The sequence below is a fragment of the Okeania sp. KiyG1 genome (assembly GCF_014132355.1).
Classification (GTDB): domain Bacteria; phylum Cyanobacteriota; class Cyanobacteriia; order Cyanobacteriales; family Microcoleaceae; genus Okeania.
Genome location: NZ_BLZO01000004.1, coordinates 1 through 26464 on the forward strand (window position 1 = coordinate 1; position 26464 = coordinate 26464).

The following is a 26464-nucleotide window of genomic DNA, read 5'->3' on the forward strand; positions in this document are numbered from 1 at the left end:
TACGGCTCCTAACATTGCAGGATTCTTCAAGGTTGGTTACACCTATTCTCGCACCTAATATTTCAAGGTTTGTCAACGCTTGTTGGCCTCGGTTTTCACTACTCTTTGGCTTGGATACCTGGAGATTTTTCACGGGCATGAGTCTCCTACTCTCGACTTGAGCCTACTTACCCCGGCGAATGCGTTTTGGCTTAATACAATTTCGGTTTCACGGCTACCTGCAGTGCCTCCCCACGTCTGCATATCCTGAACATTACTCCAGGCTTGCTTCGCAGGAGTTTCCTTATCCCTAAAAGACATTGGTTAAACTTTTCCTACTCAGAGGTTAAGGTCTGAGAGTCTTAAGGGGGTTACTTCGTTCCCTAGTATCATTTCTCGTTACATTTAGGCTCCTAGTGTCGTCCGACCTCCAACTAGATGTGATAACGCCGAAGAACTACGTTACCAGTTATGTGAGGTTTCCCGTTTTGGGTTTGGTGTATCAGGCTTAATTTCACCAATCGAAGATGACGAGCGGTTATACTAGATTGACTGTGCGTTAACCTTATGTAACTCCCTTGGCCACGATAACCAGAAAAAACCTTCTAGTTTTAAGGCTTTAAGTCCATGCACTGAGAGACCAAGTTGTTACCTTGGAATCCTGAACTTCAGAGTCACTCTACATCCCAGAGGACAGGAATTCAACCTGCATGACTACTAGAGTTATCCCTTTTTTGAGACTGGCTAACTTACATAGAAGCTTGTTTAGCCAAACGAATCGCACTTCTTCCCTCTTCCCTCTTCCCTCTTCCTTCTTCCTTACCTTTGCTATACAATACCGATGCTACCGGACATGATATCACTCCTGTACGGGCGTTTTGCTACCGCATAACTCCGTTAACGCTCCGCGACATGTAAAGCGGAGCTTTGCGGAGCGCAAATGCCATTCGCCCCTACTGACCCCTGACTCCTCCCTTCAACCTTATTCTAATAACTTATCTGGAGTAATAGGTAAATCTCGAATACGCTTACCTGTGGCATGATAAACAGCATTAGCGATCGCTCCTGCAACTCCCACTATAGAAAGTTCCCCAATACCCTTAGTTCCCAGAGCATTAACATAGGGGTCTTCCTCTTCCACAAACTGCACCTGAATATCCGGCACATCTAGCTGCACGGGTATCAAATAATCTGAAAGATTATGGTTCAGAATACGTCCGTAGTGAGGAGACATTACCGTATGTTCCATCAACGCCATACCAATACCCCAAGTAATACCGCCTATCATTTGACTGCGGGCAGTCTTGGCATTGAGAATGCGTCCAGCACCATAAACACCAACACATCGTGTCACTCGCACTTCTCCCAACAGACGGTCTACTCGCACCTCCACAAAAGTTGCTCCGAAAGAATGTTTAGCATATTCCTGCTGTTGCTGTTTCGATGTATTATTACCAACCGCTTCAATATTTTCTAAACCATGACGACTGAGAATTTCCTGATAACTTTCCCCGACAGCAGGATTATTTTTCAACAATAATTTCCCAGACTCAAAAATTACCTCCTCCAGTTTTGCCTGATAAAGGGGTGAGTCAGAATCATAAATTGCCATCTCTACAACTTTACTCCGAACTTTCGTTGCTGCTGCTTGTACTGCCGTACCCACACTACTAGCTGTAGTAGAATTTCCGGTAATTGGCGCTTTGGATAGGTTAGTATCGCCAAGTTTAAATTCTACCTTCTCCACAGATACGCCTAAAACTTCGGCAGCAACCTGTGTCATCACAGTATAAGTTCCTGTACCTAAGTCATGGGTAGCACTTTCGACTAATATTTCCCCACTATTATATATAGTGACTTTAGCAGTAGCAGGAAAACTGTTAGCAGGAAAAGTTGCACTGGCCATACCCCAACCAATTAGACTTTCGCCGTCACTCATAGACCCTGGTTTGGAGTTGCGGTGTTTCCAGCCAAATATTTCTGCTCCTCGCTGATAACATTCTTTGAGAGATTTACTAGACCACGGATGCCCAGTAGCAGGTTCTACATCTGCATGGTTGCGGGCCCGGAGTTCGATGGGGTCTAATTCTAGAGCGTAACTAAGTTCATCCATTGCTGATTCTAAGGCAAACATTCCCGGTGCTTCCCCTGGTGCCCGCATAAAAGTGGGAGTGCCAGCATTGATGCGGCCAAGGCGATAGTTGGTTTCAACATTGGGGCAGCTATACATCATGTTTGTTGCCATTGTCATATCAAATCCGGTAGCATCGGTGTAATTAGATGGGGGGATGGGGAGATGGGGAGATGGGGAGATGGGGAGATGGGAGGATGGGGAGATGGGAGGATGGGGAGATGGGGAGATGGGGAGATGGAGAAATATTTGGTGATCGTTGAAGATGGAACATTTTTTTATACCGAATTAAACGGATTTGATATCACGGGTTCGGTAAATTCGTCAAAGGGTGACGTTATAGTTTCACCGATATGTTTGATGAGTGTGAGTTTGCCTTCTTTAGTTGCGCCGAGGGTGAGATGTTGTTTAGTGGGAGCGCGATATCCGACGGAGGTATACATTTGGGCGCGGGTAAGTACGAGTTTAACTGGATGCTTCACATAACGCGCTGCCAAAGTAGCCAGAATAGCGTGAGGCCAAACGAATGCTTTACAACCAAACCCACCGCCGAGAAATTCAGAAATGACTCGGATGTTTTCTGGGGGAATGTCGAAAACTTTAGCCATCGCTCCTTGTGCAGAATAAACTCCTTGAGTTGTTTCGTAGAGAGTGAGGTGGTCGTCTTCCCAAACTGCGAGAGTTGCTGAGGGTTCGATGGGGTTATGGTTTTCCATGGGAGTGTTGTAGGTTTGTTCGACTAATACCTCTGCTTGGGAATGCCCGGAGTTAATATCGCCCCTGAATATATGAGCGGGCAACATTCCACCAAAAATTTTTTCTGGATCGTATCCTTGTTGGAGTGCTTCATCTATATCTATAGTTGGTTGTTCGGTTTGATATTCAACTTTAACCAAGGTAGCTGCGTACTGAGCTTGCTCTAAAGTTTTTGCCACTATTATCCCAATGTGTTGTCCTTGATAATAGATATTCTCATCCTGGAGAATGGGGAGACTTTGTCCACCAGGAAAAAAAGTAATTTGATTAAATTTGGGAACGTTGCGGTAGGTAATAACTGTCAATACTCCGGGGGAGGTTTCTGCTGCGGTAGTTTCGAGCTTTGTAATTTTTCCTTTAGCAATGGTGCTTTCTATTAATACGCCGTAAGTCAAATTTTCAACTGGCATATCAGCGGTGTAACGTGCGCCACCTTTAACTTTAAGTTTTCCGTCTACACGGTTGATGGGTTTTCCGATGACTTTATTCATGTTTGGTGTTTACTTAAATAGTTCGTAATAGTTATTTTTTTTTGCGTTTCGCGAAGCAAAACCGTTAACGTTTGCGCCCTTCATTCCGACAGGAGGAGTTGTGCGCTAGCTCAACAAAAAACTTTCTCCTTCTACTTCTTCTTTCTTCCCTCCTAACTCCTATACGGGCGAATGGCATTCGCCCCTACGACTCCTGACTCCTAAGTAATATCATGTCCGGATAATTAGTGATAAAAAAACTTGTTCCTCCTTATATAATAGTTTTCATAAGGCGTGAAGTACATCAATGATCCCCCGCGCATCCCCCTTAAAAAGGGGGACTTCCAGTTCCCCCCTTTTCAAGGGGGGTTAGGGGGGATCTCCTGACTGCTCTCTCGTTATTTATAACTATTCAACCGGACACCGTATAATTAAGATTAATATTAGACACTAATTCAGCAATAAGCTGCTTTTGCAGCTACAGTTGAAAGTGCACGAATAATACTATGTTTAGCTAGTTCAATTTTGAACTGGTTATGTTGTTGTGGTTTTGCTTGTGCCAAAGCTGCTTCTGCTGCAGTAGAAAAAGTTGCTTCATTTATTGGTTTTCCTTGCAATGCTGTTTCTGCTTCCTCAGAACGCCAAGGTTTTGTACCAACTCCTCCTAATGCTAGTCGCGCAGACTTAATAATATTTTGCTCAACTTCCAGAGCAAGAGCTACAGAAACTAGGGCAAATTCATAATTTGCGCGATCGCGTACTTTGAGATAGTAAGAGTTGCTAAACCACGAAACAGCAGGTACTTCTACCACAACTATTAATTCCCCATGCTCTAAAACATTTTCTCGGTGGGGTGTTTCTCCAGGCAACAAATAAAAATCATTTATCGGCACTCGGCGTTGTCCAGTTTTACTTTGAATACAAACCATGGCATCTAAAGCAACTAATGCTACTGCCAAGTCTGAAGGATGAGTGGCAATGCAATATTCGCTCGTACCTAAAATAGCGTGCATTCTATTGTAACCTTCCATAGCAGGGCAACTCGTACCTGGAATACGACGGTTACAAGGAAAAACCGGGTCACGGAAATAACTACAGCGTACTCGTTGTAATAAATTTCCTCCCACTGTTGCCATATTCCGCAGTTGAGGAGAAGCACTTTCTAATATTGCTTCTGAAATAACAGGATAGGAATTTTTCACTGTGGAATAACGTGCAACATCGCTCAATTTTGCCAAAGCACCGATGCGGAGGTTGTTGTCAGCATCGACTTCCACTGAGTCTAAAGGTAGGGAATTGATATCTAGAACTTGCTTTGGTGTTTGTACGCCATCTTTAATTAAACCTATTAAGTCTGTACCACCAGCAATAAAAGATATAGCTGCATCCTGAGAAACTGTAGCTATGGCCGTATTTTCTTCATTAACTCTGGCATAACTAAATGGCTGCATTTTCTGTTTTCTCCACTACTTCACGAACTGCTGCAACGATATGATGATAAGCACCACAACGACAGAGGTTGCCACTCATACCTTCCCTAATTTCTCGGTCTGACTTTGGTTGTGCTTCTGCTAGTAAACCTACTGCGGAAACTATTTGACCGGGAGTGCAATACCCACATTGAAAAGCATCATGCTCAATGAAAGCTGTTTGCACTGGGTGGAGTTCTCCATTTTCTTCTGCTAAACCCTCAATAGTAATAATTGACTTTCCCATTTGCATTACTGCCAGAGTCATACAAGCATTAATTCGTTTTCCATCAACTAATACCGTGCAAGCTCCACATTCTCCGCGATCGCATCCTTTTTTCGTCCCTGTTAAACCTAGATATTCTCGCAGTGCATCTAATAAAGTCACGCGAGGTTCTATATTTAGATGATGTGGCACTCCATTAATTTTTAATGTTAGTGCTATTTTTTCTGTTTATAACATTTTTATCACCTATAAATTATTTGAACAAGTGTAAAAGTTAATCGTTTTAGGGGGCAAATTTAACAACTAGATACTTCTGCCTAGGTGTTCGGTTTTAACCAGAGGTAATTATCAATTATCCATTAATTAATCTCGTCTTCTTTGTCTACTTGTTTTTAACTTGGCAATTGTACCTCTTGATAAAATCAAGATGGGAGTAGAAGCAAATATCAAAGGTAGAAAAGACGAAAAAGATAGGTTATAAAATGTTATCATCAAAACAAAAAAAGCAGGAATTCCAAATATTATCCAACTAGAAATAAGAATCCAGCACTTTGTTTTTCCTGAAGCAATACGTCTGAAAATACGACCCCTCAAATATATTTCTCCCATTGGCTCGAATGAGGTAGGAACCCTGTCATAATCAGTAAGCTTTTGAACAGAAGGAATTTCTACAAAAAGTTCATCTTGGTCTAGTTTATTTTCATTAAAAAAATATTCTGTTTCACTACTTTGTTGATTTTCTCTATTCTCGTTCATTTTTTCATTTTCTCTTTCTTATAGAGTGTTTCATGATTGATAATAGTTGAATGCTGAATACTTACTTATTTTTTTCATTCAACCACAAGACTTGAACTGAGTCAAGAGCAAAACAATTTCATCAATAGCACTTCTCAAACTTTTAGTTTCTAAGTCTGACTGATTGACAATAATACTAAATACTAAAGGCTCAAAATTAGCAGGTTGAATATATCCTGCTAAACCAGAAACTCCACTAATTGTTCCTGTTTTAGCTTGTACATTTCCCTCGGCAAAACTATTTCTAAAACGTCTACTCAATGTGCCACTTACACCAGCCACAGGTAAAGAATTTCTATAAATATTTGCCCAAGGAGAATTAGCCATAATTCTGAGAGTTTGTACCAAAGCTTCCGGGCTAATTAAATTATGACGAGACAAACCAGAGCCATCATTTAAAACAAAACTATTGGGAGTAACTCCTAACCTAGTTAAAATTACTTTTACCTCTTCCAAACTTTTTGCTAAAGTCTGATTATTAGATTTTTTCCTAGGAATTAATATACTCCTAACTCCCATTTGCCTTAACAAAGCTTCTGCATAAACATTATTACTTTTTATATTAACTTCCTCTACTAATTCCCCTAATGTTGGAGACTCTACAAAAGCTAATTCAGTCAAATTAATATTAGAGGTAATCTGTGATTTTTTTACTATTTGAGAAACCTGAATTCCTGTTGTTGCTAAAACTTCACGAAATTTATTTAAAAAATTATCCACAGGTTCTACAACCGCCACATAAACAGGTTCCGATGCCGAGCCAACTCGTAGTTGCCCAGATATCCGAATTATTGGCTGAATAAAATCTCTTCCTACCTCTAAAAATTCTTTTTCATTCTTCCCTACAGTCACCGAATTATTTTCAATCTGCCATTTTTGACCTTCAACAGAATTAACAAAAGTAACTTGTAAAGGTTGACCTAAATTTTGAGGCGACAAAACCAAATCTATAGAATTTTGATTCAGAATTAAGCTATTAATTGGTGCGCCATAACCAGCCTGAACATCTTCCCATTCCCAATTAGGATTAACTCCTGTTCCTTCAAAATAACTATCATCAGCAATTAATTGATTAATAGTTTCTATTCCCTGTTCCTTTAATTGTCGAGCCAAACTTTGTAGTTGAGTTTCTGTTAAACTAGGGTCGCCTCTACCCACAATATATATATTGCCATTCCCATCACCATAAACTGAAGTTCTAATTCTAAATTGAGGGCGAAGTTTTTGTAATACTGCAGCAGTTGTTAATAGTTTAGCCGTAGAAGCAGGAATGAAATAATATTCAGCATCTCGGTTATAAACTGTAGTTTTTTCCGATAAAGTTTCGACTAAAATTCCCCACCGAGAACGATTAAAAATGGGGCGGTTAATTACAGCATCAATCCGATTACTTAATTCAGAAGGACAAATTGTTGTAGGAGTTTCTTGACTAAGTGCTATTAATGGATTGAGAAATACTATAAGAAAAGTAATTTTCAATAATTTATAATTTATAATTAAGAATTTAGAATTACTTATTCTTAGAAATAAGAGGATTGGATAAAAAGATTTTTTTCTTTTTATCCATTAATGGAGAGGCTTTATACCTGAATTTTTCGGTAATTTGTTTGAGAGAAAGTTTAAACATTTGCTATTAATTAAAAATAGAGGGCGAGATCAAATCCGCTTTTCTTTGGTATTATTTGGCATTTAGAAATAAGAATCAATATCCTAGAAGCAAATAGCTGTTTGCCCCTACTGACGGTATAAATTCTATTACTCCGATTTTTTTTTCTACTTCATGCTACGCAAACGGGAACCGTATTCAACAATTAATAATTAATAATTAACAATTACCTCTTCTTTTCAAGGAGAGGATTGACGCGGTAGGGAAAATTTTTTCTTTTTTCTCCATGAATGGAGAGGTTTAAAGCTTAATTATTCGGTAAGCAGATTTAATATGATATAAAATGGTAAGCATTTCCTGCAGAATGCTGCGCAAACAGCTATCAGCAGCCAGCTATTCCTACGGAATGCTACGCAAACAACAATTAGTAATGAATAATTACTTCTCAGTTTTAGTCCGGGGACCCATGGCAGTAACTTTTTATTATTTCTCAATTTTAAAGGTTGCTTTTACACGGACCCAAAATTAATGGGTGATAGCTAATAGCTGACGGCTGTTTGGGCAGCATTCCGCAGGAAATGCTTACATAAAATGTAATTGGGCTAATTTGATAAAAGATTGAATGACTTAATTCAATTATCACAAAAACTATCACAAAATAGCAGAATAAATTTATGAATCTAGCAACAGAAAATAAAATATTAACTGATGAATAATTTAGAGCATTATCAGAAGATGGCAGTTATTATGAATTAATTAATGGAGAAGTTGTTGATATGGGAAACTCAGGAATGGAACATGGTAATATTACAGAATAATTAAGGTTTAAAGCCTCTCCTTTAAAGGATAAACAAGAAAAAAATTTCCCTACCTCGTCAATCCTCTCCTTGAAAAGAAGAGGTATTATTAATTATTAATTATTAATTATTAATTATTGCCAGATATTTCTTTTGTTTCCAAAGACCGTTTATTAGGATTAAAGCGACTACCTAAAGGTTATTTTAAAGGTACTCCCGATTTAGCAGCAGAAGTAATTTCTCCCAATAATACATTTGAGGAACTACATCAAAAAATTGTTGAATACTTTGAAAATAATTGTCGGTTAGTTTGGGTAATTAATCCTGATGAAAAATCAGTTTTAATCTACCATAAACCACAGCCAGTTAACGAAGTCAGAAGTCAGTAGGGGTGGTTTCCTACGGAATGCTCCTAATTACGCGTTTACGAAGTATTCCGGAACGGAAACCACCCGTACAGAAGTTATTTTTATAACGGGAATTTGAGCAACTATCCAAAAATATTTCGCCTTAAAAGGCGGGGTTGCGCGACCCAATTATTTTGATAAATTATTGCCGAAAAATTGTGGTTTAAAGCCTCCCCTCTTAAGGGGATAATAAGCGGTCGAGGGATGGCGAGGTCTCCTCGCCATATCCAATCGACCAAGAGAAGAAAAATTTTCATCTCTTTGTCAATCCTCTTCTTTCAAGGAGAGGTAATTATTCATTATTCATTATTCATTGTTGAAAAGTTGCTGATAATTTAGAAGCAGAAGATATTTTACCAAGAAATTGTGGTCTAAAGCCTCCCATTTTCAGGGGATAAACAAAAGAGAATTCCGTATTTTCTTGCCTCCTTATTGCGGAGGTACTGATAACTGATAACGCAGTTCCTCCGGAGGAGGCTAACTTATAACTGATAACTGAAATGACCAGGATTTATATTACCAGTAACAGATTTATTTATGGAGTGGGATTTCTAAAATTAGTGTTAAATTTAGAAAAAAATAGCATAATATAGTAGACAACAAAAAATTTTTAGAGTCGTTATAATATCAAAAAAACTATAGATAACTATGACAAAAAAAACGACTCGACGTAACTTTATAATGACAAGCATTGCTGCTACAGGTAGTATAGTAGGTTGTGCTGCTGTGAATAAAAAATCTCAGACCAAAATAGCATCTGCTGAAAAGCTACCCACTACATCCACAATGCCAGAACGAATATTAGGTAAAACTGGTGTAAAAGTACCACTTTTAGGTTTAGGTGGAGCAGGAAAAACACCCCTAGATAACAGTGGACGGGAAAAAGAGTCAGTCGCAATAATTGAAGCTGCTCTCTCTCTAGGAATTAGATATTTTGATACTGCTGCCAGTTATGGTGCAAGTGAAGAACATTTAGGGAAGGTGTTACCCGCTTATCGAAAAGATGTATTTTTGGTAAGTAAGACAGGAAGACGCGATCGCGATGGAGCATGGAGAGAATTAGAGCGATCGCTAAAACGATTAAATACAGATTATCTCGACTCGTGGCAGTTACACCATGTTTCATTTACAGAAACTTTAGATCAAATATTCAGTTCCCAAGGTGCTATCAAAGCAATGGAAGAAGCAAAAGAACAAGGTATAGTCAAATTTTCGGGAATTACAGGTCATCACGAACCTGATATTATTGCTGAAGGACTACGTCGCTATCCATTTGACACGACTCTGGTTACTATTAATGCTGCTGACAAACATCATCCCCGACCATTTGCTCCTACTGTGTTACCTGTTGCGCAACAAAAAAATGTAGGTGTTATTGGAATGAAAATACCAGCTTACGGCAGGTTACTCCGACCAGGGGTATTGAATATGCAGGAAGCGATGGGATATGTATTGTCCTTAGAAGGTGTACATTGTTGTATCGTAGCTACAGAGTCTGTAGAAATGTTGCAGTCTAATGTTAGGGTTGCCCAAACATTTCAGCAGTTAACTCAGCAAGACATGGGAGCGATCGAGCAAAAAACAGCCAGTGTTTGGCAAGAAAATACCTTCTTCCGTGCTTGGACTTGAGGGGTGAAGCTACACTAATGTAATATCAGGACTTACGCAAATTAACCTTGAAAACACCATCTGTAGGGGCGAATGGCATTCGCCCTCACTTAATTTAGTGTCCGTCCGTAAGTCCTGAATATCTTAGAAAGAATAGTTTTGTGGTACACGAATTAATTAAAAATAGCAAATAATATTGAATTAATAGAAATTATGAAGTCATCTTTATCAATTCCTCTGAAATTGCTTTTAGTTGCTCTTGTTAGCTTGAGCCAATTTTCCATTGCTAATTCTGCTTCAGCACAGGGTAGAGGTCTAGGTTATATTGAAATTTTATCGGAAGAAAGAGAGGATGTCAAAGCAGAGTTAGAGAAGCAAGAAACTATACTAAAACAACTTGAATCAGCAGAAAAATCGGCAGGAAAACTGTTAGTGAGCTATGATAGTTTTAGCGAAGTTGCAAATAGTAAAAGTTTTGACTATGTTGGTGAATGTGCGCCAGCAAATGGGACCGGCAAATATGAATCTGTTTCTTGCAGGGAGAAACTTCTCAGGAAAATGTGTGAAACCGAGCTTCTGTTAGAAACATTTAATGATAGTCTTACTTTTTGTCAGCAATATTTTGATTTAGCTAGATCAAATCAGAGTTTGTATAGTCGAAAAACTCAGGTTGAGTCATCTTATGAAATGTGCTTGGTATTGCCTTTCCATATTGAGCATTATCAGCATCTAGACAATAATTCTCTCAAAAAACTATTACTTGCTTGTCAAAACTATAGAGCAGGATTCATATTGCTAAATTTGAAGAAAATATATTTTGCACTCAAAGACTATTCTGGAGCGAAAGTTTTTTTTACTGACATTATAAATATACCCAAGACAAAAGAGAAACAAGTTAATAGTACTAATGAATACATTGATTGGGATACAAGGAAGAATTTAATTTATCCGGCATTAAATATTCTGGGAGATATATATTTTGCCACAGAAGATTGGGATAAAGCTATGAATCTGTACTTGGAAGCAGATTCAATTTATACTAAACATAATAAGGATCATTCAAGTGGCCGTGTCTATTCTTTCCTAGCTGGGGCAACGACATTTGCACCTGATCGTGCTTTATCTTATTCTTCTATAGCACGAACTTATAGTTTCGTTGGCAACCGTTCTAAACTTGCCTTGATTATGGCGATGAAAGGTCAAACTAATGATGCCAAAAAATTACTAGATGAGAGTATATCAGATTTAGAAAAAGCATCTAAGAAGCAAATGGATAAGGGAGATGTAATTGCTCTTCAAGAAATTGGTACACCTCTGTATACTACTCAACAGTTGCTGCTCACAAATGATAAAGAATATGGAAAAGCTTTAGAGTATGCCGATCGCTCCCGTTCACTTTCCTATATTTTTAGTCTTGAAGGTCTATCCAGAGATATTCCAGATGTTTTATCTTTTCAGGAAATGCAAGCTTTTGCCAAAGACCAAAAAGCAACACTCGTTCTTTACTCCATCCCTGATTTACCTATACATGATTACGATAAATTTCAAGCAAGAGAAAATAAAGTTTTAATTTGGGTAATCCAGGCAAATGGTAAGCTTAACTTTCGAGAGGTTGATGTTTCATCAGTCTTAAACAAATCTAACTCTAGCTCAGAATTTAATAATATTAACTCAACTAGATTTGTACACGGTGCTGTCAATTCAACTATATTTATATACGGCGCTATAGTATTAGTTAGTATAGGAGCTTTTGCTATACTTTCCCCAAATAATAGAAGAATAGGGGTTGCTGCGTTGATTGGGATAAGTGCTGGTTTGCTGCTGACAAATATCTTCAACTCATTGGCAAAACTGGAATTAAAAGACCGGGAAACTAGAGAACAGACTGTTGTTTTATCAAATCTCACCAAAGATACCCTTTTAGCAATCAAAAATCGCGACAGCAATCAAACTTCTCTATTAAAACAATTATATCAAGTGCTGATTGAACCCATACAAAATACCTTACCTACTAATCCTGATGAACATATTGTCTTTATTCCCTATCGAGGTTTACATCGCGTTCCCTTTGCATCACTCATATCATCTGATAATAAATATTTAATCGATCGACATACTATACGAGTTGCTCCCTCGATCCAAGCTCTAAAATTTATTACAGAAAGAGCTGCTAGTACAAAAAGAGTAGGTAATGATTACTTAATTGTCGGTAATCCAAAGATGTCAGAAGTGTCTGTTGGCTCTCTTGGAGTAACTAAAGTACCAGCTAAACTACCTTCTGCTGAGGTTGAGGCTAGAGAAATTGCTAAACTTTATGATACAAATCCTCTTATTGGTAGAGATGCCTCAATTAAGAAAGTTGAAAGCAAGCTATTTAACTCACGAATTTTACACTTTGCAACTCATGGTTTTCTTAATATTGGCTATAGTAGAGCTGGTCTTGTCTTCACTTCTAACAGTAGAGAAGAGAATAGTGGAGTTTTAACTACTCGTAAATTCTATATACGTCGATTTCTGGCAGAGATGGCAGTATTGAGTGCTTGCAATACCGGGTTAGGAGCAGAAACTGTGGAAGGAAACTTGGGATTAACTCGTCCCTTTCTGATTGGAGGAGTCCCTACTGTTGTTTCTTCTCTGTGGTCAGTACCCGATCAATCTACAACAGAGCTAATGATTGACTTTTATCAGAATTTTAAAAATACTTCTGATAAAGCAAAAGCTCTACGTCAAGCTATGTTAAAGACAAAAGGGAAGCGTCCCGATCCAGTTGACTGGTCAGCATTTATCCTGACTGGTTTAGGAGAATCTCCCAGAGTTTCTGCATTCAAGTCTGTTAAGCAAGTTGTTGGTTATATGTCGTGTGGCGCTACATACGCTCTCGGAGGTGATGCAGGTACAAATTCGCGAGACTTATTGTCTGCAACTCTCGAATCAACTCCCGATGGTTTCACACTTGCATTAACTGAAGCTGACGGAACAAAGCATAAGCTCGATCTCGACGATCAAAATTTAGTTTTGCTTAGTGCTAGTTCTTTTGATGTAGAGAGAAATATGTGGGGTCCATGGAACCTGGTTGCTAATTCAAATTCACCTTTTGAGATAAAACCTGATGGCTCTTTTGACACGATAGTAGTAGTTAGTACCCGTACTGTTTGTAAATTTGTAGGCAAAGTTGAATTTATCGGTGATGCAGCAGATAAATTAGCACGAGTCAAGAGATAATGGTTGAAACGAAGCATATTTTTAACTAATTTTTCACTAAAAAATATGCTTGACAGACGCATTGACTATCCTCCTATGAGAAGAGAAAACTTTACATCAAAAAGTTCTTTTAGTTCTTTAGAATCTTGACTCAGAAGGACTACCATTAGTAGTTGGAGCATTCCTCCAATATTCAAACACTCTTATATAAGAGCCACCATCACGCTCTACTGTAAGACCTCCAGAATGTCGAAAAGCAATAACTTCCTGTAAAACATCATCAGCATTTTCTCCAGACTTTAATGTTATTAGTAAGTTTTGATCGTTACACTGAGAATCTTTAATTTCTTTACTAACACAGAGAGTCGGATAATTATTTAAACTCCCAGAAAAAATATAATCAATAATCCCATTATTATAATATATTTGTAATCTCCTAGAAACCTCTTGGCAACGAGTCTGTGGGTCCCATTTTGGCCCCCAAGAAGTATCCTTCCAAAAAAACATAGGAACATCTGCTTTTGAAGATGAACGTATTATTGTGGCTGGTACATCTACTCCTTCTGGAGTTTTATATGAGCCGCAAAAAAAGGAAAGATTCTGAGTTTGAATATTTTTCTCTGGTAAATTTCTCTCTGGTAGATTTTTCTCTGGGGGAGGTGGATTATTCTCATTTGAACTATCCGAATTTAACATTGGGATAAAAGCAGCTAATATAGTTGCAGCAAAACCTATTAAAGCAACAATAATCTCTGTTTTTTCATTATTAATAAACTTGGTATAGCACTACATTTAAAAATAACCTCACAATCAATAGCTTAAAATCCTGATTATTTTGATATGATATAGTGCTACGCATTAAGGTGTTTAACATTTCTCAACCCTAAGACCTTTTAATACCATTTCTCTGTAACAATACGCTGAATAATTCTTACCAAAACCTGAATTTTACTAATAGCTGTTATCTTTTATTAAGCGCAACTTCATGGAGAAATGGTATAACAATTTACTCTTCCCTATTCCCTATTCCCTATTCCCTATTCCCTATTCCCTATTCCCTATTCCCTATTCCCTAGCGCGTAGCGCATAACATTGAAAAAAAAACACCCCCCAATACTGGAGGGTGTTTATATTAGCTAACTAAAGCTAACTCAAGAAATTAACCATTGATAGAAGGAGCTTCTACAGCAGCTAAATCTAGAGGGAAGTTGTGAGCGTTACGCTCGTGCATTACTTCCATACCTAAGTTAGCGCGGTTAATAATGTCTGCCCAAGTATTTACTACACGACCACTAGAATCGATGATGGACTGGTTGAAGTTGAAACCATTCAAGTTGAAGGCCATTGTGGACACACCTAAAGCTGTGAACCATATACCTACTACTGGCCATGCTCCTAAGAAGAAGTGTAAGGAACGGCTGTTGTTGAATGACGCATATTGGAAGATTAAACGACCGAAGTAGCCGTGAGCTGCTACGATGTTGTAAGTTTCTTCTTCTTGACCGAACTTATAACCGTAGTTCTGAGATTCTGTTTCAGTTGTCTCACGTACTAAAGAGGAAGTTACCAAAGAACCGTGCATTGCACTGAACAATGAACCACCGAATACACCTGCTACACCTAACATGTGGAATGGGTGCATTAATATGTTGTGCTCTGCTTGGAACACTAACATGAAGTTGAATGTTCCAGAGATTCCTAAAGGCATTCCATCGGAGAAGCTTCCTTGTCCAATAGGATAGATTAAGAATACTGCTGTTGCTGCTGCTACAGGAGCGGAGTAAGCAACACAGATCCAAGGACGCATACCTAAGCGGTAGGATAATTCCCACTCACGACCCATGTAGCAGAATACGCCAATGAGGAAGTGGAAGATTACTAGCTGGTATGGGCCACCGTTGTAGAGCCACTCATCCAAACTTGCTGCTTCCCAGATAGGGTAGAAGTGTAGACCAATAGCGTTGGAGGAAGGTACTACTGCACCAGAAATGATGTTGTTTCCGTACATTAAGGAACCAGCGACGGGTTCGCGGATACCATCAATGTCTACAGGAGGAGCTGCTACAAATGCGATGATGTAGCAGATAGTAGCTGTTAACAAGGTAGGGATCATTAATACACCGAACCAACCGATGTATAAACGATTGTCTGTGCTGGTAATCCAGCTACAGAACTTTTCCCATACGTTAGCGTTTTCACGCTGTTGTAAGGTAGTTGTCATAATGTATGATTGCTGTTATGTATGTATGAAATTTTCGAGGTACGGTGGTGCAGGTATTTTTTTGTTTGCCTGCGACCTTATTAATAATATAGCTAGTTTATTTCGGTTTGTAAAGGGGTGTTAAGGATAGTGTTGTTTAACTAAGTTATAAGTTTTGTTGATGAGTTTCTGTCGGTGTCTAGATTTATAGTAGTGGCGTGACACGCCTAAAATGTTGCATCGGGTAGGGGCGGGTTCCGCGTTAAGTTAATGGTCTCACCCAGGACCTGGTGAACCCGCCCCCGCACCAATAATCGCTCTGCATAAAATTAGCTGTTTCAGTCCAGTAGGGGCGGGTTTCGCGTTAAATTAATGGTTTTACAAATTATCTTATGAACCCGCCCCCAACCCAAGGATATAATGCACAGTTTTAGGTGTGTCAGTCCAGTAGGGAACACCGGAGCTGGAAATAGTGAGAAAAACAGGGACTTTTATAGCACTACGCATTAAGGTGTTTGACATTTTTAAATTCTGTTCGCGGAGCGTTTCCGCAGGAAAAACCCTTTGAAAGTCTGCTGTTCCCTGAACTTAGGACAAACAAAACAAAAAACGCCCCCCAATAAAATTGGAGAGCGTTTAGATTAGCTAACTAAAGCTAAATCAAGAATTAACCGTTGATAGAAGGAGCTTCTACAGCAGCTAAATCTAGAGGGAAGTTGTGAGCGTTACGCTCGTGCATTACTTCCATACCTAAGTTAGCGCGGTTGATGATGTCTGCCCATGTATTTACTACACGACCACTAGAATCGATGATGGACTGGTTGAAGTTGAAACCATTCAAGTTGAAGGCCATTGTGGACACACCTAAAGCTGTGAACCATATACCTACTACTGGCCATGCTCCTAAGAAGAAGTGTAAGGAACGGCTGTTGTTGAATGACGCATATTGGAAGATTAAACGACCGAAGTAGCCGTGAGCTGCTACGATGTTGTAAGTTTCTTCTTCTTGACCGAACTTATAACCGTAGTTCTGAGATTCTGTTTCAGTTGTTTCACGTACTAAGGAAGAAGTTACCAAAGAACCGTGCATTGCACTGAACAATGAACCACCGAATACACCTGCTACACCTAACATGTGGAATGGGTGCATTAAGATGTTGTGCTCTGCTTGGAACACTAACATGAAGTTGAATGTTCCGGAGATTCCTAAAGGCATTCCATCAGAGAAGCTTCCTTGTCCGATAGGATAGATTAAGAATACTGCTGTTGCTGCTGCTACAGGAGCGGAGTAAGCAACACAGATCCAAGGACGCATACCTAAGCGGTAGGATAATTCCCACTCACGACCCATGTAGCAGAATACGCCAATGAGGAAGTGGAAAATTACTAGCTGGTATGGGCCACCGTTGTATAGCCACTCATCTAAGCTAGCTGCTTCCCAGATAGGGTAGAAGTGTAGACCGATAGCGTTGGAGGAAGGTACTACTGCACCGGAAATGATGTTGTTTCCGTACATTAAGGAACCAGCGACGGGTTCGCGGATACCATCAATGTCTACAGGAGGAGCTGCTACAAATGCGATGATGTAGCAGATAGTAGCTGTTAACAAGGTAGGGATCATTAATACACCGAACCAACCGATGTATAAACGATTGTCTGTGCTGGTAATCCAGCTACAGAACTTCTCCCATACGTTAGCGTTTTCACGCTGTTGTAAGGTAGTTGTCATTGTTTTATAATTGCTATGTATTTTTCAAGGTTCTCGAAAGCGCTTTTGCTTTCTTGTTTACTATATTAATCATCTAATTTAGTTTTGTAAAGGGTTTTCAGAAAAGTCTTTTTGAATTTTTATATAAGTTATACTTATACTTTGTCCTTGAGACTCTCAGAAATTTTAGGAAGTGGGGGTGGGGAGTGTGGGGAGTGCTTACAGGAGTAAGTTTTTACCTTTGATGTAAAACAAGTGTGGGGAGTGTGGGAGGTTTGGGGGTGTGGGGAGCTTACAAGGGTAAGTTTTTAACACTCGGGGTGAGTGTACGCTTTTATTCAGTATAAAACTGCAAAAAAATGTGCTTTTTCATACAAAAAATAGCTGATTTCTGCTCCCACACTTCCTACACTTCCCACCCTCCCCACACCCAAGGGCATAATTCTAAAAAACATACCCTTGTAAACTACTCCCTACTCCCTTTTCACTCAAATTTATTGTCAAACGCCAAAGAACGTACTACTATATCTTGACATTAGCCTGGAGGCCACTGCATTTGACGACCTCCAAGAATATGAAGATGTAAATGAAAAACAGTTTGACCAGCTTCAGCTCCATTATTGTTAAACTAAGCAAGCCCATTTCCAGATTACTCCTTTATAGAGCCTGCTCGTCTTCAGAACCGGACGTGAGACTTTCACCTCATCACGGCTCCTCTCTTAAACGTCCCTTTTGATGGGTACACCCCTGCCTTAATATCAACATATCGTCAACCCATAAATATCCATCAGGTAAATCCTGTAACTTTGGTTCTGCGTGTGTCTTTTTATCTAAGGCAGTTTTAGTATCGTGGCAATGTCGGTGCAACAATTGTTTATTCTTATATGTGTTGTCACCACCCTTAGACCTTGGTTTTATATGGTCAACTTCCATGAGGTCAGTTGGTCTAAAGGTTAGTCCACAAGATGCGCATTTATTCTTTTGCCGTTTTAGCAGCGTTGTGACTTCTTTCCTTACGCCCGGATATTTACCGATTCTGTTGCTCCAATAAGTCCAGTCACCGTCATAGGGTGATTTATTACCTTTAACTTTGATGTGCCTTATAATGGGGACATCTGAGTGTCGGTTTAGTATATACTCACCGTCGTTAAGTAACCAATTTCTGGTCTCTTTGCAGCGAGGGAAATACTTTTTCTTTACCCATTTAGCCGACTTATTTGGATACCTTCTACTTGCCCATCTCCATATTCTTACCCATAGGAGGTTATCTATTGAGAAGTAGTTAGCCCATCCTCTTATTACCGGATTTAACTTAGCTATTAGAGCTTTAGTCGGGGCGGTTTTATTCTTATCAAATATATCCGCCAGTTTTCGATAATGAGTTTTAATACTCTTAGAGGATGGTTTAATCAGCGTCTTAAATCCTTGCTTGGTTGACTTTACCTTCCATTGCCTCACCGTAAACCCTAAAAAGTCAAATCCAGGTTTATTCCCTTCATATTCTTCTAAGGTGTGGACAATTTTGGTCAATTCTAGTTTTAGCTCTAATCCTACCTGGTTTAACCATTCCTGTATTACGGCTTTTGCTTGTAGCACTACTTTGATGTCTTCATGTAGGATAACAAAGTCATCAGCATAGCGTACTATGGTAAGACTTTGACATTTACTTTGCCAACCTTTTTGATTACCTTTTTTGTTTTTAAGGTCTATAGTTTTGGCAAATTCCATTAGTCTTTCCTCCATACCGTGCAGGGCGATGTTTGCTAGTAAGGGCGATATTACCCCGGACTGTGGTGTACCTTCCACAGATTCTAGGAATTGATTATTGTCAATCACTCCAGACTTTAACCATTGTTTAATTAATCGTCTGTAGGGAGATTGACCTATCTTTCCTAGAAGTGCATCATGGTTAATTCGGTCAAAACACTTGGATATATCAGCATCTAACACATATTTAGGTTTATGATTGATGCTAGTATAGATGGCTCAATGGCATCATGTGTTGACCACCGGAAAAGACCATAGCTATTAGGTTCAAAACGTGCCTCCCACTCTGGTTCCATACCTAACTTCACCAAGGCTTGTAACGCTCGATCATACATCGTAAGGATGCCTAATGGACGTTGTCTTGAGTGCGTCTTGCATTCTGAGGAGACCTCAGAATTACGCACTCGCTTTTCATTTTTACCTGGTTTTGGTATCCAGACTCTGCGGGTCGGACTTGCTTTTAGATAACGTGATTTTAATAAATCCACTAGGTTAAATCTCTGCATTGGTGGTAGATTTTTAATACCATCTACTCCCGCAGTTTTCTTTCCCTGGTTATCCTGTGTCACTCGCCTCACAGATAGCAACCTAGCGTAGTAACTTTTGGTCAGAAGTTTTTGGTACTTGCGCATCTTGCGGATTTCGCCACGGCATGGATGCTCTGTAAATTAACTTTTGCAACTTAAATACATATTTTTCTACCTTCTTCCAGTTGATATCTTTCCATTTCTTATTTGGATTGATGCTAACCTGATTTGGTATATCGTCTGTATCCCATGCCACGCTTAAAAAGCGAGTGCGTAATTCTGAGGTCTCCTCAGAATGTAAGACGCACTCAAGAAATGGTCTAGGATTTCCTAGTTTTCTTTTTAGTGTTTTAGCTTTATTCATAGCTAATTGTTACCTTACATTACGCCTAACAGTGGGTACGTCAGCTTGATAGCTTTTTACCCAATCCTACTCTCCCTAAGACCTGCAACCATAGTGCAGATTGACCTTGAATGGCTTCCTAAGATTTCGACCTATATTCTTAGGTGTCTTAGAGAGGTTTCCTCGTTCCCTTATTCCTTTATTACGGCTGATTTAGTGGGGTAAAATCTCCCGGAGGGTTCGGTATAGTTGCTGATAATTCCGAAATCATGAAATTATCCATTGACCCCCTGACTTTCGTCCTACATTCCATAGTTACCTTTGGAATGGTTCCGTGTAACGAGAGTTTAATTACCTTCCTGTTCGTCCACTTGTCAGCCTTTGCTTGCGGTATCGTTCTTGGTAACTGGTATTGTCCCGCTTTTAAACCAGCTTCGGAGATTGATGTTCAGTCGCTACCCCGTGGTCTATGCTGTCAACCCAACAACAAGGCGGATGGAATTTCACCACCAAGGTAATAAGAGTTATTCACAAGTCGAGGTTGTCCTCATGTATTGACTTGGAACGGCCATTTATACCCAGTTTCCTGGTTTAGTGGCCAACGAGTCACACGATTACTACACGATAGCCATTTTCAAGTCCTGCTTGTTGAGCAACCCGCTGTGCCGTCAGCAATAAATGTCCCATCAAGCTATGGTCTTCGGGTGAAGCATCAGCTAACCTGGGAATAGGCTTTTTCGGAATCACTAGGATATGAACAGGAGCTTGAGGATTAATATCTTTGAAGGCGAGGGCCATGTCATCCTCATAAACAATGTCCGCCGGAATCTCGCGCCGGATAATTTTACTGAAAAGAGTGTCTTGCTCGCTCATTTATCTATATTCAAATAACTCACTATATAAATTAAAGAATAAAGGAATATGTTAGCTAGAGTCTGGAGTGCATCAATAATTGGCATTGAGGCCGTAAAAGTGGGTGTGGAAGTCGATGTATCGGGGGGACTGCCGAAAGTTGTCGTTGTCGGATTGCCAGATGCAGCAGTTCAAGAATCAAAGGAAAGAGTCAAAGCTACTCTCAAAAATTGTGGTTATGCTTTCCCCATGCGGAAAATTCTGGTTAATCTCACCCCTGGAGATTTACGCAAGGAAGGTCCCAGTTTTGATTTACCTATCAGTATCGGAATTTTGGCTGCCTCGGAACAAGTAAATGCAGACCTGCTCGGAGACCATCTATTTTTGGGAGAAGTTTCTCTTGATGGTACATTACGACCAGTCGCTGGAATTTTACCTATTGCCGCGGCAGCAGAAAAAATGGGAATCAGCGGGTTAGTTGTGCCTGCTGCTAATGCAAAGGAGGCGGCGGTAGTTAAGGGGTTATCGGTTTATGGATTTGACAATATATTTGATGTCACGGATTTTTTGAATAATCCTACTAATTTTTCTCCTGTAGAAGTAGATATTGCTGAGATTTTGGCAAAACAACAATTTTCTGGTTTAGATTTAAAAGAAGTTAAAGGGCAAAATCATGCTCGTCGTGCTTTGGAAATAGCTGCTGCTGGGGGGCATAATTTGATTTTTGTCGGCCCTCCTGGCAGTGGGAAAACTATGTTGGCGCGACGTTTACCAGGAATTTTGCCTCCGTTGAATTTTGAGGAGGCGTTGGAAGTGACTCAAATTTATTCTGTAGCGGGGTTGTTGAAAGATAAGGGGAGTTTGGTGAGCGATCGCCCGTTTCGTAGTCCCCATCATTCTGCTTCTGGGCCGTCTTTGGTGGGTGGAGGGAGTTTTCCGCGACCGGGGGAAATTTCTTTATCTCACCGAGGGGTATTATTTTTAGACGAGTTAACGGAGTTTAATCGCAATGTTTTGGAATATCTGCGTCAACCGTTGGAAGATGGGGTAGTGACAATATCGCGCACTAGAATGTCGGTGGAATTTCCAGCTCAGTTTACTTTGGTTGCCAGTACAAACCCTTGTCCGTGCGGTTATTATGGAGATCCTATTCAACAATGCACTTGTTCGCCACGGCAACGGGAGCAATATTGGGGAAAACTTTCGGGTCCGTTGATGGATAGGATTGATTTACAGGTGATAGTTAGTCGGTTGAAACCGGAGGAAATTACAAGGCAGGACACTGGGGAAGGGTCAGTTGAGGTGAGGGAGAGGGTGAAAGTTGCACGCGATCGCGCACGACATCGGTTTCGGGATGAGGTTGGTTTAAGTTGTAATGCTCAGATGCAAAGTCGTCATTTTCCCAAGTGGTGTAAGTTGGATGATAGTAGTCGGAATTTATTGGAGGGAGCGATCAGGAAATTGGGGTTGTCAGCGAGGGCGAGCGATCGAATTTTGAAGGTGGCGAGGACTATTGCTGACTTGGCAGGGGATGAGGAGTTGAAACCTGCTTATGTTGCTGAGGCAATTCAATATCGGACTATTGATAGAATGCAGTAGTTTTGTAGTTTTGTAGGTTGGGTTGGGGAAGAAAACCCATTGAAAACGCCATATGTAGGGGCGAATGGCATTTGCGTTCCGCAAAGCTCCGAATTGCGCCCCTACTGTGGTCTACTGAAATGAAAACCGCTGTAAGCGATCGCTCGTCTTGAAGTTTTGATTATCTGAGCGTCTCGGTCACGCACGGGAGCGAGATGTTCATCCACGGGAGCAAGATGCTCCCACTACTCAAAATCTTTAACTAATACATTCACTCCTATTTTTCTTGTTCGTCTAGACGAGCGAACGGGTAATTTATTTATCTTAGCAGCAGATAATATAGAGAGAGAAATATATCCTAATAATATTTGGAAATTATTATGATCAAGCCAGATTTTAATAGCATGAATAAAACCCAATTAAGAGCTTATGTTATTGCTCATCCTAATAGACATCTCCAAAAATTATCAAGCACTTACTGTAACTATCTTTGAGAGAGCGATCGCCAGCTCCTCCAGATAGTCATTTTTTATGAGATTTATAGTATTACAGATAGTTATTGTTAATTATTTAGCATTTTTATGTAATTATTTCTGGCTTTTTACTATACCTAAAGTTATGATTTCTGTTAACATTAGTGTCCCTATTCTTAATCTCACTAAACCACATATTGTTAAAATTACTTTTTCACGGGTTACTCTCTTTTAATCTGAATCTTTCTCGTGCCACTCGCGCAGATTTTTATCAGTCTTATTACATGTTCTACAAATCTTCTTTTTGAGCTTTTTTTGATTCTCTTTCTTGACTTTGTATGACATTTTATGGTTTCTTTTTTTTTCTTTGGCCTGTCAATTTTTTCCCCACCTTGATCACCTTTATCTCCTTGAAATCTTTGTTCTTTATCAAACTTTTTTTGTTGTTTTTTGGTAAGCATTTCCTCCGGAATGCTGCGCAAACAGCCGTCAGCTATTAGCTATCAGCTATTAATTTTAGGGAAGGTAAAAGCAACCTTTGAAATTGAAAAATAATAAAAAGTTACTACCAAAGTTCCTGGACAAAACCTCAGAAGTAATTATTCATTACTAATTGCTGATAGCTGACTGCTGATAGCTGAATGCTTACGTTTTTTGAATAAATTTATATCACTCTCTGGACCTCTTTCTCCTACTATTACATCAACTATTTCTTTTCCCAAAGCTAGTGATTACTATTTGATTTTTTAACGTATGACTTTTTGGCTTGACTGAGTAATATTTTTTCTGCTTTTCATCATTTTTTGGCCTGAATATATCCTGCTGAAGTACTATCAACTATCAATTCTATTTCTGTCAAAGCTTCTTTTATCCATAAATATTCGTTTTCTTTTCCCGAGAATTCCTCTAGTAAACTAGATGGTAATAATTCCCTCAAAATATCGCTCCAAAGCGCGAAAAATATTATTTGCTGTTGATTCACTAACTCCCTTAGGTTGCTCCTAGCAGTTGAAATGTTGGTACATGATGCAAATAATATAATGTCAACATTATCTCTTCCGCCTTGCCTAAAGACTTTTTTCTTCCTCCTCCCTATTTAAATCTTTTTTCTTCACTGGCGTTCGCGTTAGCGATGCGGAGCATTATCGCCTGTCTTTTTTGTCTTCAACTTTTTGAGCATTTTCTATTAATTTTATTAGTTGTTTATCTGTAATACCAATAATCCTTTTTGTTTATGAGTGGATGATTATAAATATATTCTAATACATTATTCATTTGGGGACAGCATATATATAATTGGGCACTACAATTTTACCTTAATTTCTATTTTGGAGAGGTCTAATGATCAAGCAGCATTTCATATATTTATTGATCGCTTGACTTCTGAATCTCCAACAGAAACTTTTGATATTCCGAAATCAATTGCTGAAGTTGAATAAGTTTATATTTTGATTAGAAAAAAATTAGAACAAATAAAAAAATTAGATACACAAATTATAGAAGTATACTATTATATCATGTCCGGATAATCAGCGATAAGAAAGCTTTCCCTATTCTAGCATTTTCTTTCCTTTGAAGGTCCAACAGAGACTTCTGATATACTGAAATCAATTGCTGAAATTGAAAAAGTTTATATTTTGATTAGAAAAAAATTAGAACAAATAAAAAAAAATTAGATGCACAAATTATAGAAGTATGCTATTAGATCATGTCCGGATAATAGGCGGTGGGAAAACTTTTTTTGTTCTAGCCTTTTTTTTCCTTCTGCCTTCCTTTTTTGATATTAATTTAACAATAATTGACTAAAAATAATGCAATGATTACCCTAAATATAGATGAAATTCAACAAAACTTATCAGAGTTTATTAAACTGATTCAAGAAGGTAATAGTTTAATCATTACCCAAGCTGATAAACCTATTGCTGAAGTTAAACCAATTTATACAAATCAACAGCAAAAACAACCTCGTCCTATTGGTTTATGTGCAGGTGAATTTGTTGTACTAGATGACTTTAACGATCCTCTTCCTGAAGAAATTATTAACCTGTTTACCAATCCATGAAAATACTCTTAGATACTCATATATTTCTCTGGTTTATTACTAAAAGTAAACGACTTTCAGCAAAATTTTATGATGCTGTTAGTAATCAAGATGCAGAGGTACTGATAACTGATAACTGATAACTCAAATGAAGCTACTAAATCTGGCATAAAACTAAGACGATCTAGTAAACAGCCATCTCTTACCATATCCACAATAAAATCTATGGCCCTACTAAATCTGGCATAAAACTAAAACGATCTAGTAAACGACCATCGCTTTCCATATCCACAATAAAATCTATGGCCCTACTAAATCTGGCATAAAACAGGACTTACGCACGGGCACTAAATCCAGTGAGGGCGTTAGCGGAGCTTGGCGCTAGCCAATGCCATTCGCCCCTACATATGGCGTTTTCAAGGTTAATTTGCGTAAGTCCTGATAAAACTAAGACGATCTAGTAAACAGCCATCTCTTACCATATCCACAATCAAATCTATGAAGCTACTAAATCTGGCATAAAACTAAGACGATCTAGTAAACAGCCATCTCTTGCCATATCCACAATCAAATCTATGAAGCTACTAAATCAGGCATAAAACTAAGACGATCTAGTAAACAGCCATCTCTTACCATATCCACAATCAAATCTATGAAGCTACTAAATCTGGCATAAAACTAAGACGATCTAGTAAACAGCCATCTCTTGCCATATCCACAATCAAATCTATGAAGCTACTAAATCAGGCATAAAACTAAAACGATCTAGTAAACAGCCATCTCTTGCCATATCCACAATCAAATCTATGAAGCTACTAAATCAGGCATAAAACTAAGACGATCTAGTAAACAGCCATCTCTTGCCATATCCACAATAAAATCTATGAAGCTACTAAATCAGGCATAAAACTAAGACGATCTAGTAAACAGCCATCTCTTGCCATATCCACAATAAAATCTATGAAGCTACTAAATCAGGCATAAAACTAAGACGATCTAGTAAACAGCCATCTCTTGCCATATCCACAATAAAATCTATGAAGCTACTAAATCAGGCATAAAACTAAGACGATCTAGTAAACAGCCATCTCTTGCCATATCCACAATAAAATCTATGAAGCTACTAAATCAGGCATAAAACTAAGACGATCTAGTAAACAGCCATCTCTTGCCATATCCACAATAAAATCTATGAAGCTACTAAATCAGGCATAAAACTAAGACGATCTAGTAAACAGCCATCTCTTGCCATATCCACAATAAAATCTATGAAGCTACTAAATCAGGCATAAAACTAAGACGATCTAGTAAACAGCCATCTCTTGCCATATCCACAATAAAATCTATGGCGCTATCTTCCCGTTCTTCACACCGTGCTACAGAGCCAAATATTCGGATATTGGATGCTCCATGTTGAGCAGCTAGGTTTAGAATTTTTTCTCGCTTTTGTTCTAATATTTCTATAGTTTTCATGGTCTAACAATAATTTTATTCTCCTTCAGATAATTTTTCCTGAGTTGGTTCTTTTGA

18 protein-coding genes and 4 pseudogenes are annotated in these 26464 nt (G+C 38.9%); 7 read left to right on the forward strand and 15 right to left on the reverse strand.

Translation table 11 applies throughout. The annotated features are described in order from the left end of the window. Positions 1–961 precede the first annotated feature (961 nt). From SAGCYANO_RS00185 to dacB, 6 genes are all read right to left on the reverse strand, one after another. Complete coding sequence (locus SAGCYANO_RS00185) at positions 962–2230, reverse strand: xanthine dehydrogenase family protein molybdopterin-binding subunit (protein WP_202218244.1); 1269 nt, start codon at positions 2228–2230, stop codon at positions 962–964. A gap of 158 nt (positions 2231–2388) precedes the next feature. Then, positions 2389–3357 (reverse strand): xanthine dehydrogenase family protein molybdopterin-binding subunit, encoded by a 969-nt coding sequence (locus SAGCYANO_RS00190; protein ID WP_202218245.1) that lies wholly within the window; start codon positions 3355–3357, stop codon positions 2389–2391. Between the two features lie 434 nt (positions 3358–3791). After that, positions 3792–4787: a xanthine dehydrogenase family protein subunit M gene (locus SAGCYANO_RS00195; RefSeq protein WP_202218246.1), complete on the reverse strand. Its 996-nt coding sequence runs from the start codon at positions 4785–4787 to the stop codon at positions 3792–3794. After that, positions 4774–5223 (reverse strand): (2Fe-2S)-binding protein, encoded by a 450-nt coding sequence (locus tag SAGCYANO_RS00200; RefSeq protein WP_237395450.1) that lies wholly within the window; start codon positions 5221–5223, stop codon positions 4774–4776. Before SAGCYANO_RS00200 ends, SAGCYANO_RS00195 begins: the two co-directional genes overlap by 14 nt. Before the next feature lie 171 nt (positions 5224–5394). Next, positions 5395–5787 carry a hypothetical protein gene (locus SAGCYANO_RS00205; protein WP_202218247.1) on the reverse strand — a complete coding sequence of 131 codons (393 nt, stop codon included), beginning with the start codon at positions 5785–5787 and terminating at the stop codon, positions 5395–5397. Between the two features lie 78 nt (positions 5788–5865). Continuing rightward, on the reverse strand, positions 5866–7305 hold the full coding sequence (dacB, locus tag SAGCYANO_RS00210) for a D-alanyl-D-alanine carboxypeptidase/D-alanyl-D-alanine-endopeptidase (protein WP_237395451.1): 1440 nt from the start codon (positions 7303–7305) through the stop codon (positions 5866–5868). A 1061-nt stretch (positions 7306–8366) separates the two neighbouring features. Here dacB and SAGCYANO_RS00215 point away from each other — a divergent pair. The 3 genes from SAGCYANO_RS00215 (at position 8367) to SAGCYANO_RS00225 (ending at position 13466) form a co-directional block, all read left to right on the forward strand. Next, complete coding sequence (locus tag SAGCYANO_RS00215; RefSeq protein ID WP_202218248.1) at positions 8367–8618, forward strand: Uma2 family endonuclease; 252 nt, start codon at positions 8367–8369, stop codon at positions 8616–8618. A 666-nt stretch (positions 8619–9284) separates the two neighbouring features. Then, positions 9285–10265, forward strand: a complete 981-nt coding sequence (locus SAGCYANO_RS00220) for an aldo/keto reductase (protein WP_202218249.1) — start codon at positions 9285–9287, stop codon at positions 10263–10265. Between the two features lie 192 nt (positions 10266–10457). After that, on the forward strand, positions 10458–13466 hold the full coding sequence (locus tag SAGCYANO_RS00225; protein ID WP_202218250.1) for a CHAT domain-containing protein: 3009 nt from the start codon (positions 10458–10460) through the stop codon (positions 13464–13466). 117 nt (positions 13467–13583) lie between these two features. Here the strand turns inward: SAGCYANO_RS00225 and SAGCYANO_RS00230 are convergent, their stop codons facing one another. The 6 genes and pseudogenes from SAGCYANO_RS00230 to SAGCYANO_RS00255 form a co-directional block, all read right to left on the reverse strand. Beyond that, positions 13584–14141, reverse strand: coding sequence for a COP23 domain-containing protein (locus SAGCYANO_RS00230; RefSeq protein ID WP_202218251.1), 558 nt, complete (start codon positions 14139–14141; stop codon positions 13584–13586). 463 nt (positions 14142–14604) lie between these two features. Then, positions 14605–15666, reverse strand: coding sequence for a photosystem II q(b) protein (psbA, locus tag SAGCYANO_RS00235; protein WP_202218252.1), 1062 nt, complete (start codon positions 15664–15666; stop codon positions 14605–14607). A gap of 646 nt (positions 15667–16312) precedes the next feature. Then, positions 16313–17374: a photosystem II q(b) protein gene (gene psbA, locus SAGCYANO_RS00240; protein WP_202218252.1), complete on the reverse strand. Its 1062-nt coding sequence runs from the start codon at positions 17372–17374 to the stop codon at positions 16313–16315. Between the two features lie 514 nt (positions 17375–17888). Continuing rightward, positions 17889–17975 (reverse strand): annotated as a pseudogene (locus SAGCYANO_RS00245) (HIT domain-containing protein); the annotation flags it as partial. Between the two features lies 1 nt (position 17976). Next, a pseudogene (locus SAGCYANO_RS00250) lies at positions 17977–20011 on the reverse strand (group II intron reverse transcriptase/maturase). A 591-nt stretch (positions 20012–20602) separates the two neighbouring features. Next, positions 20603–20863: pseudogene (locus SAGCYANO_RS00255) on the reverse strand (histidine triad nucleotide-binding protein); the annotation flags it as partial. A gap of 48 nt (positions 20864–20911) precedes the next feature. Here SAGCYANO_RS00255 and SAGCYANO_RS00260 point away from each other — a divergent pair. The 3 genes and pseudogenes from SAGCYANO_RS00260 (at position 20912) to SAGCYANO_RS49865 (ending at position 22914) form a co-directional block, all read left to right on the forward strand. After that, positions 20912–22441 (forward strand): YifB family Mg chelatase-like AAA ATPase, encoded by a 1530-nt coding sequence (locus tag SAGCYANO_RS00260; RefSeq protein WP_202218254.1) that lies wholly within the window; start codon positions 20912–20914, stop codon positions 22439–22441. 228 nt (positions 22442–22669) lie between these two features. After that, positions 22670–22804 (forward strand): annotated as a pseudogene (locus tag SAGCYANO_RS49860) (hypothetical protein); the annotation flags it as partial. Beyond that, positions 22801–22914 (forward strand): hypothetical protein, encoded by a 114-nt coding sequence (locus tag SAGCYANO_RS49865; protein WP_375339851.1) that lies wholly within the window; start codon positions 22801–22803, stop codon positions 22912–22914. The pseudogene SAGCYANO_RS49860 and the gene SAGCYANO_RS49865, both read left to right, overlap by 4 nt. Positions 22915–23114: 200 nt before the next feature. On the opposite strand, the gene SAGCYANO_RS43755 is transcribed toward SAGCYANO_RS49865, so the two are convergent. Both SAGCYANO_RS43755 and SAGCYANO_RS43760 read right to left on the reverse strand, forming a co-directional pair. Further along, positions 23115–23354, reverse strand: coding sequence for a hypothetical protein (locus SAGCYANO_RS43755; RefSeq protein WP_237395453.1), 240 nt, complete (start codon positions 23352–23354; stop codon positions 23115–23117). A 335-nt stretch (positions 23355–23689) separates the two neighbouring features. Beyond that, positions 23690–23875 (reverse strand): hypothetical protein, encoded by a 186-nt coding sequence (locus SAGCYANO_RS43760; protein ID WP_237395455.1) that lies wholly within the window; start codon positions 23873–23875, stop codon positions 23690–23692. 816 nt (positions 23876–24691) lie between these two features. Here SAGCYANO_RS43760 and SAGCYANO_RS00275 point away from each other — a divergent pair. Further along, positions 24692–24955: a type II toxin-antitoxin system Phd/YefM family antitoxin gene (locus SAGCYANO_RS00275; RefSeq protein WP_237395457.1), complete on the forward strand. Its 264-nt coding sequence runs from the start codon at positions 24692–24694 to the stop codon at positions 24953–24955. A 1245-nt stretch (positions 24956–26200) separates the two neighbouring features. On the opposite strand, the gene SAGCYANO_RS00280 is transcribed toward SAGCYANO_RS00275, so the two are convergent. After that, positions 26201–26407, reverse strand: coding sequence for a nucleotidyltransferase family protein (locus tag SAGCYANO_RS00280; RefSeq protein WP_202218255.1), 207 nt, complete (start codon positions 26405–26407; stop codon positions 26201–26203). Between the last annotated feature and the right edge of the window lie 57 nt (positions 26408–26464).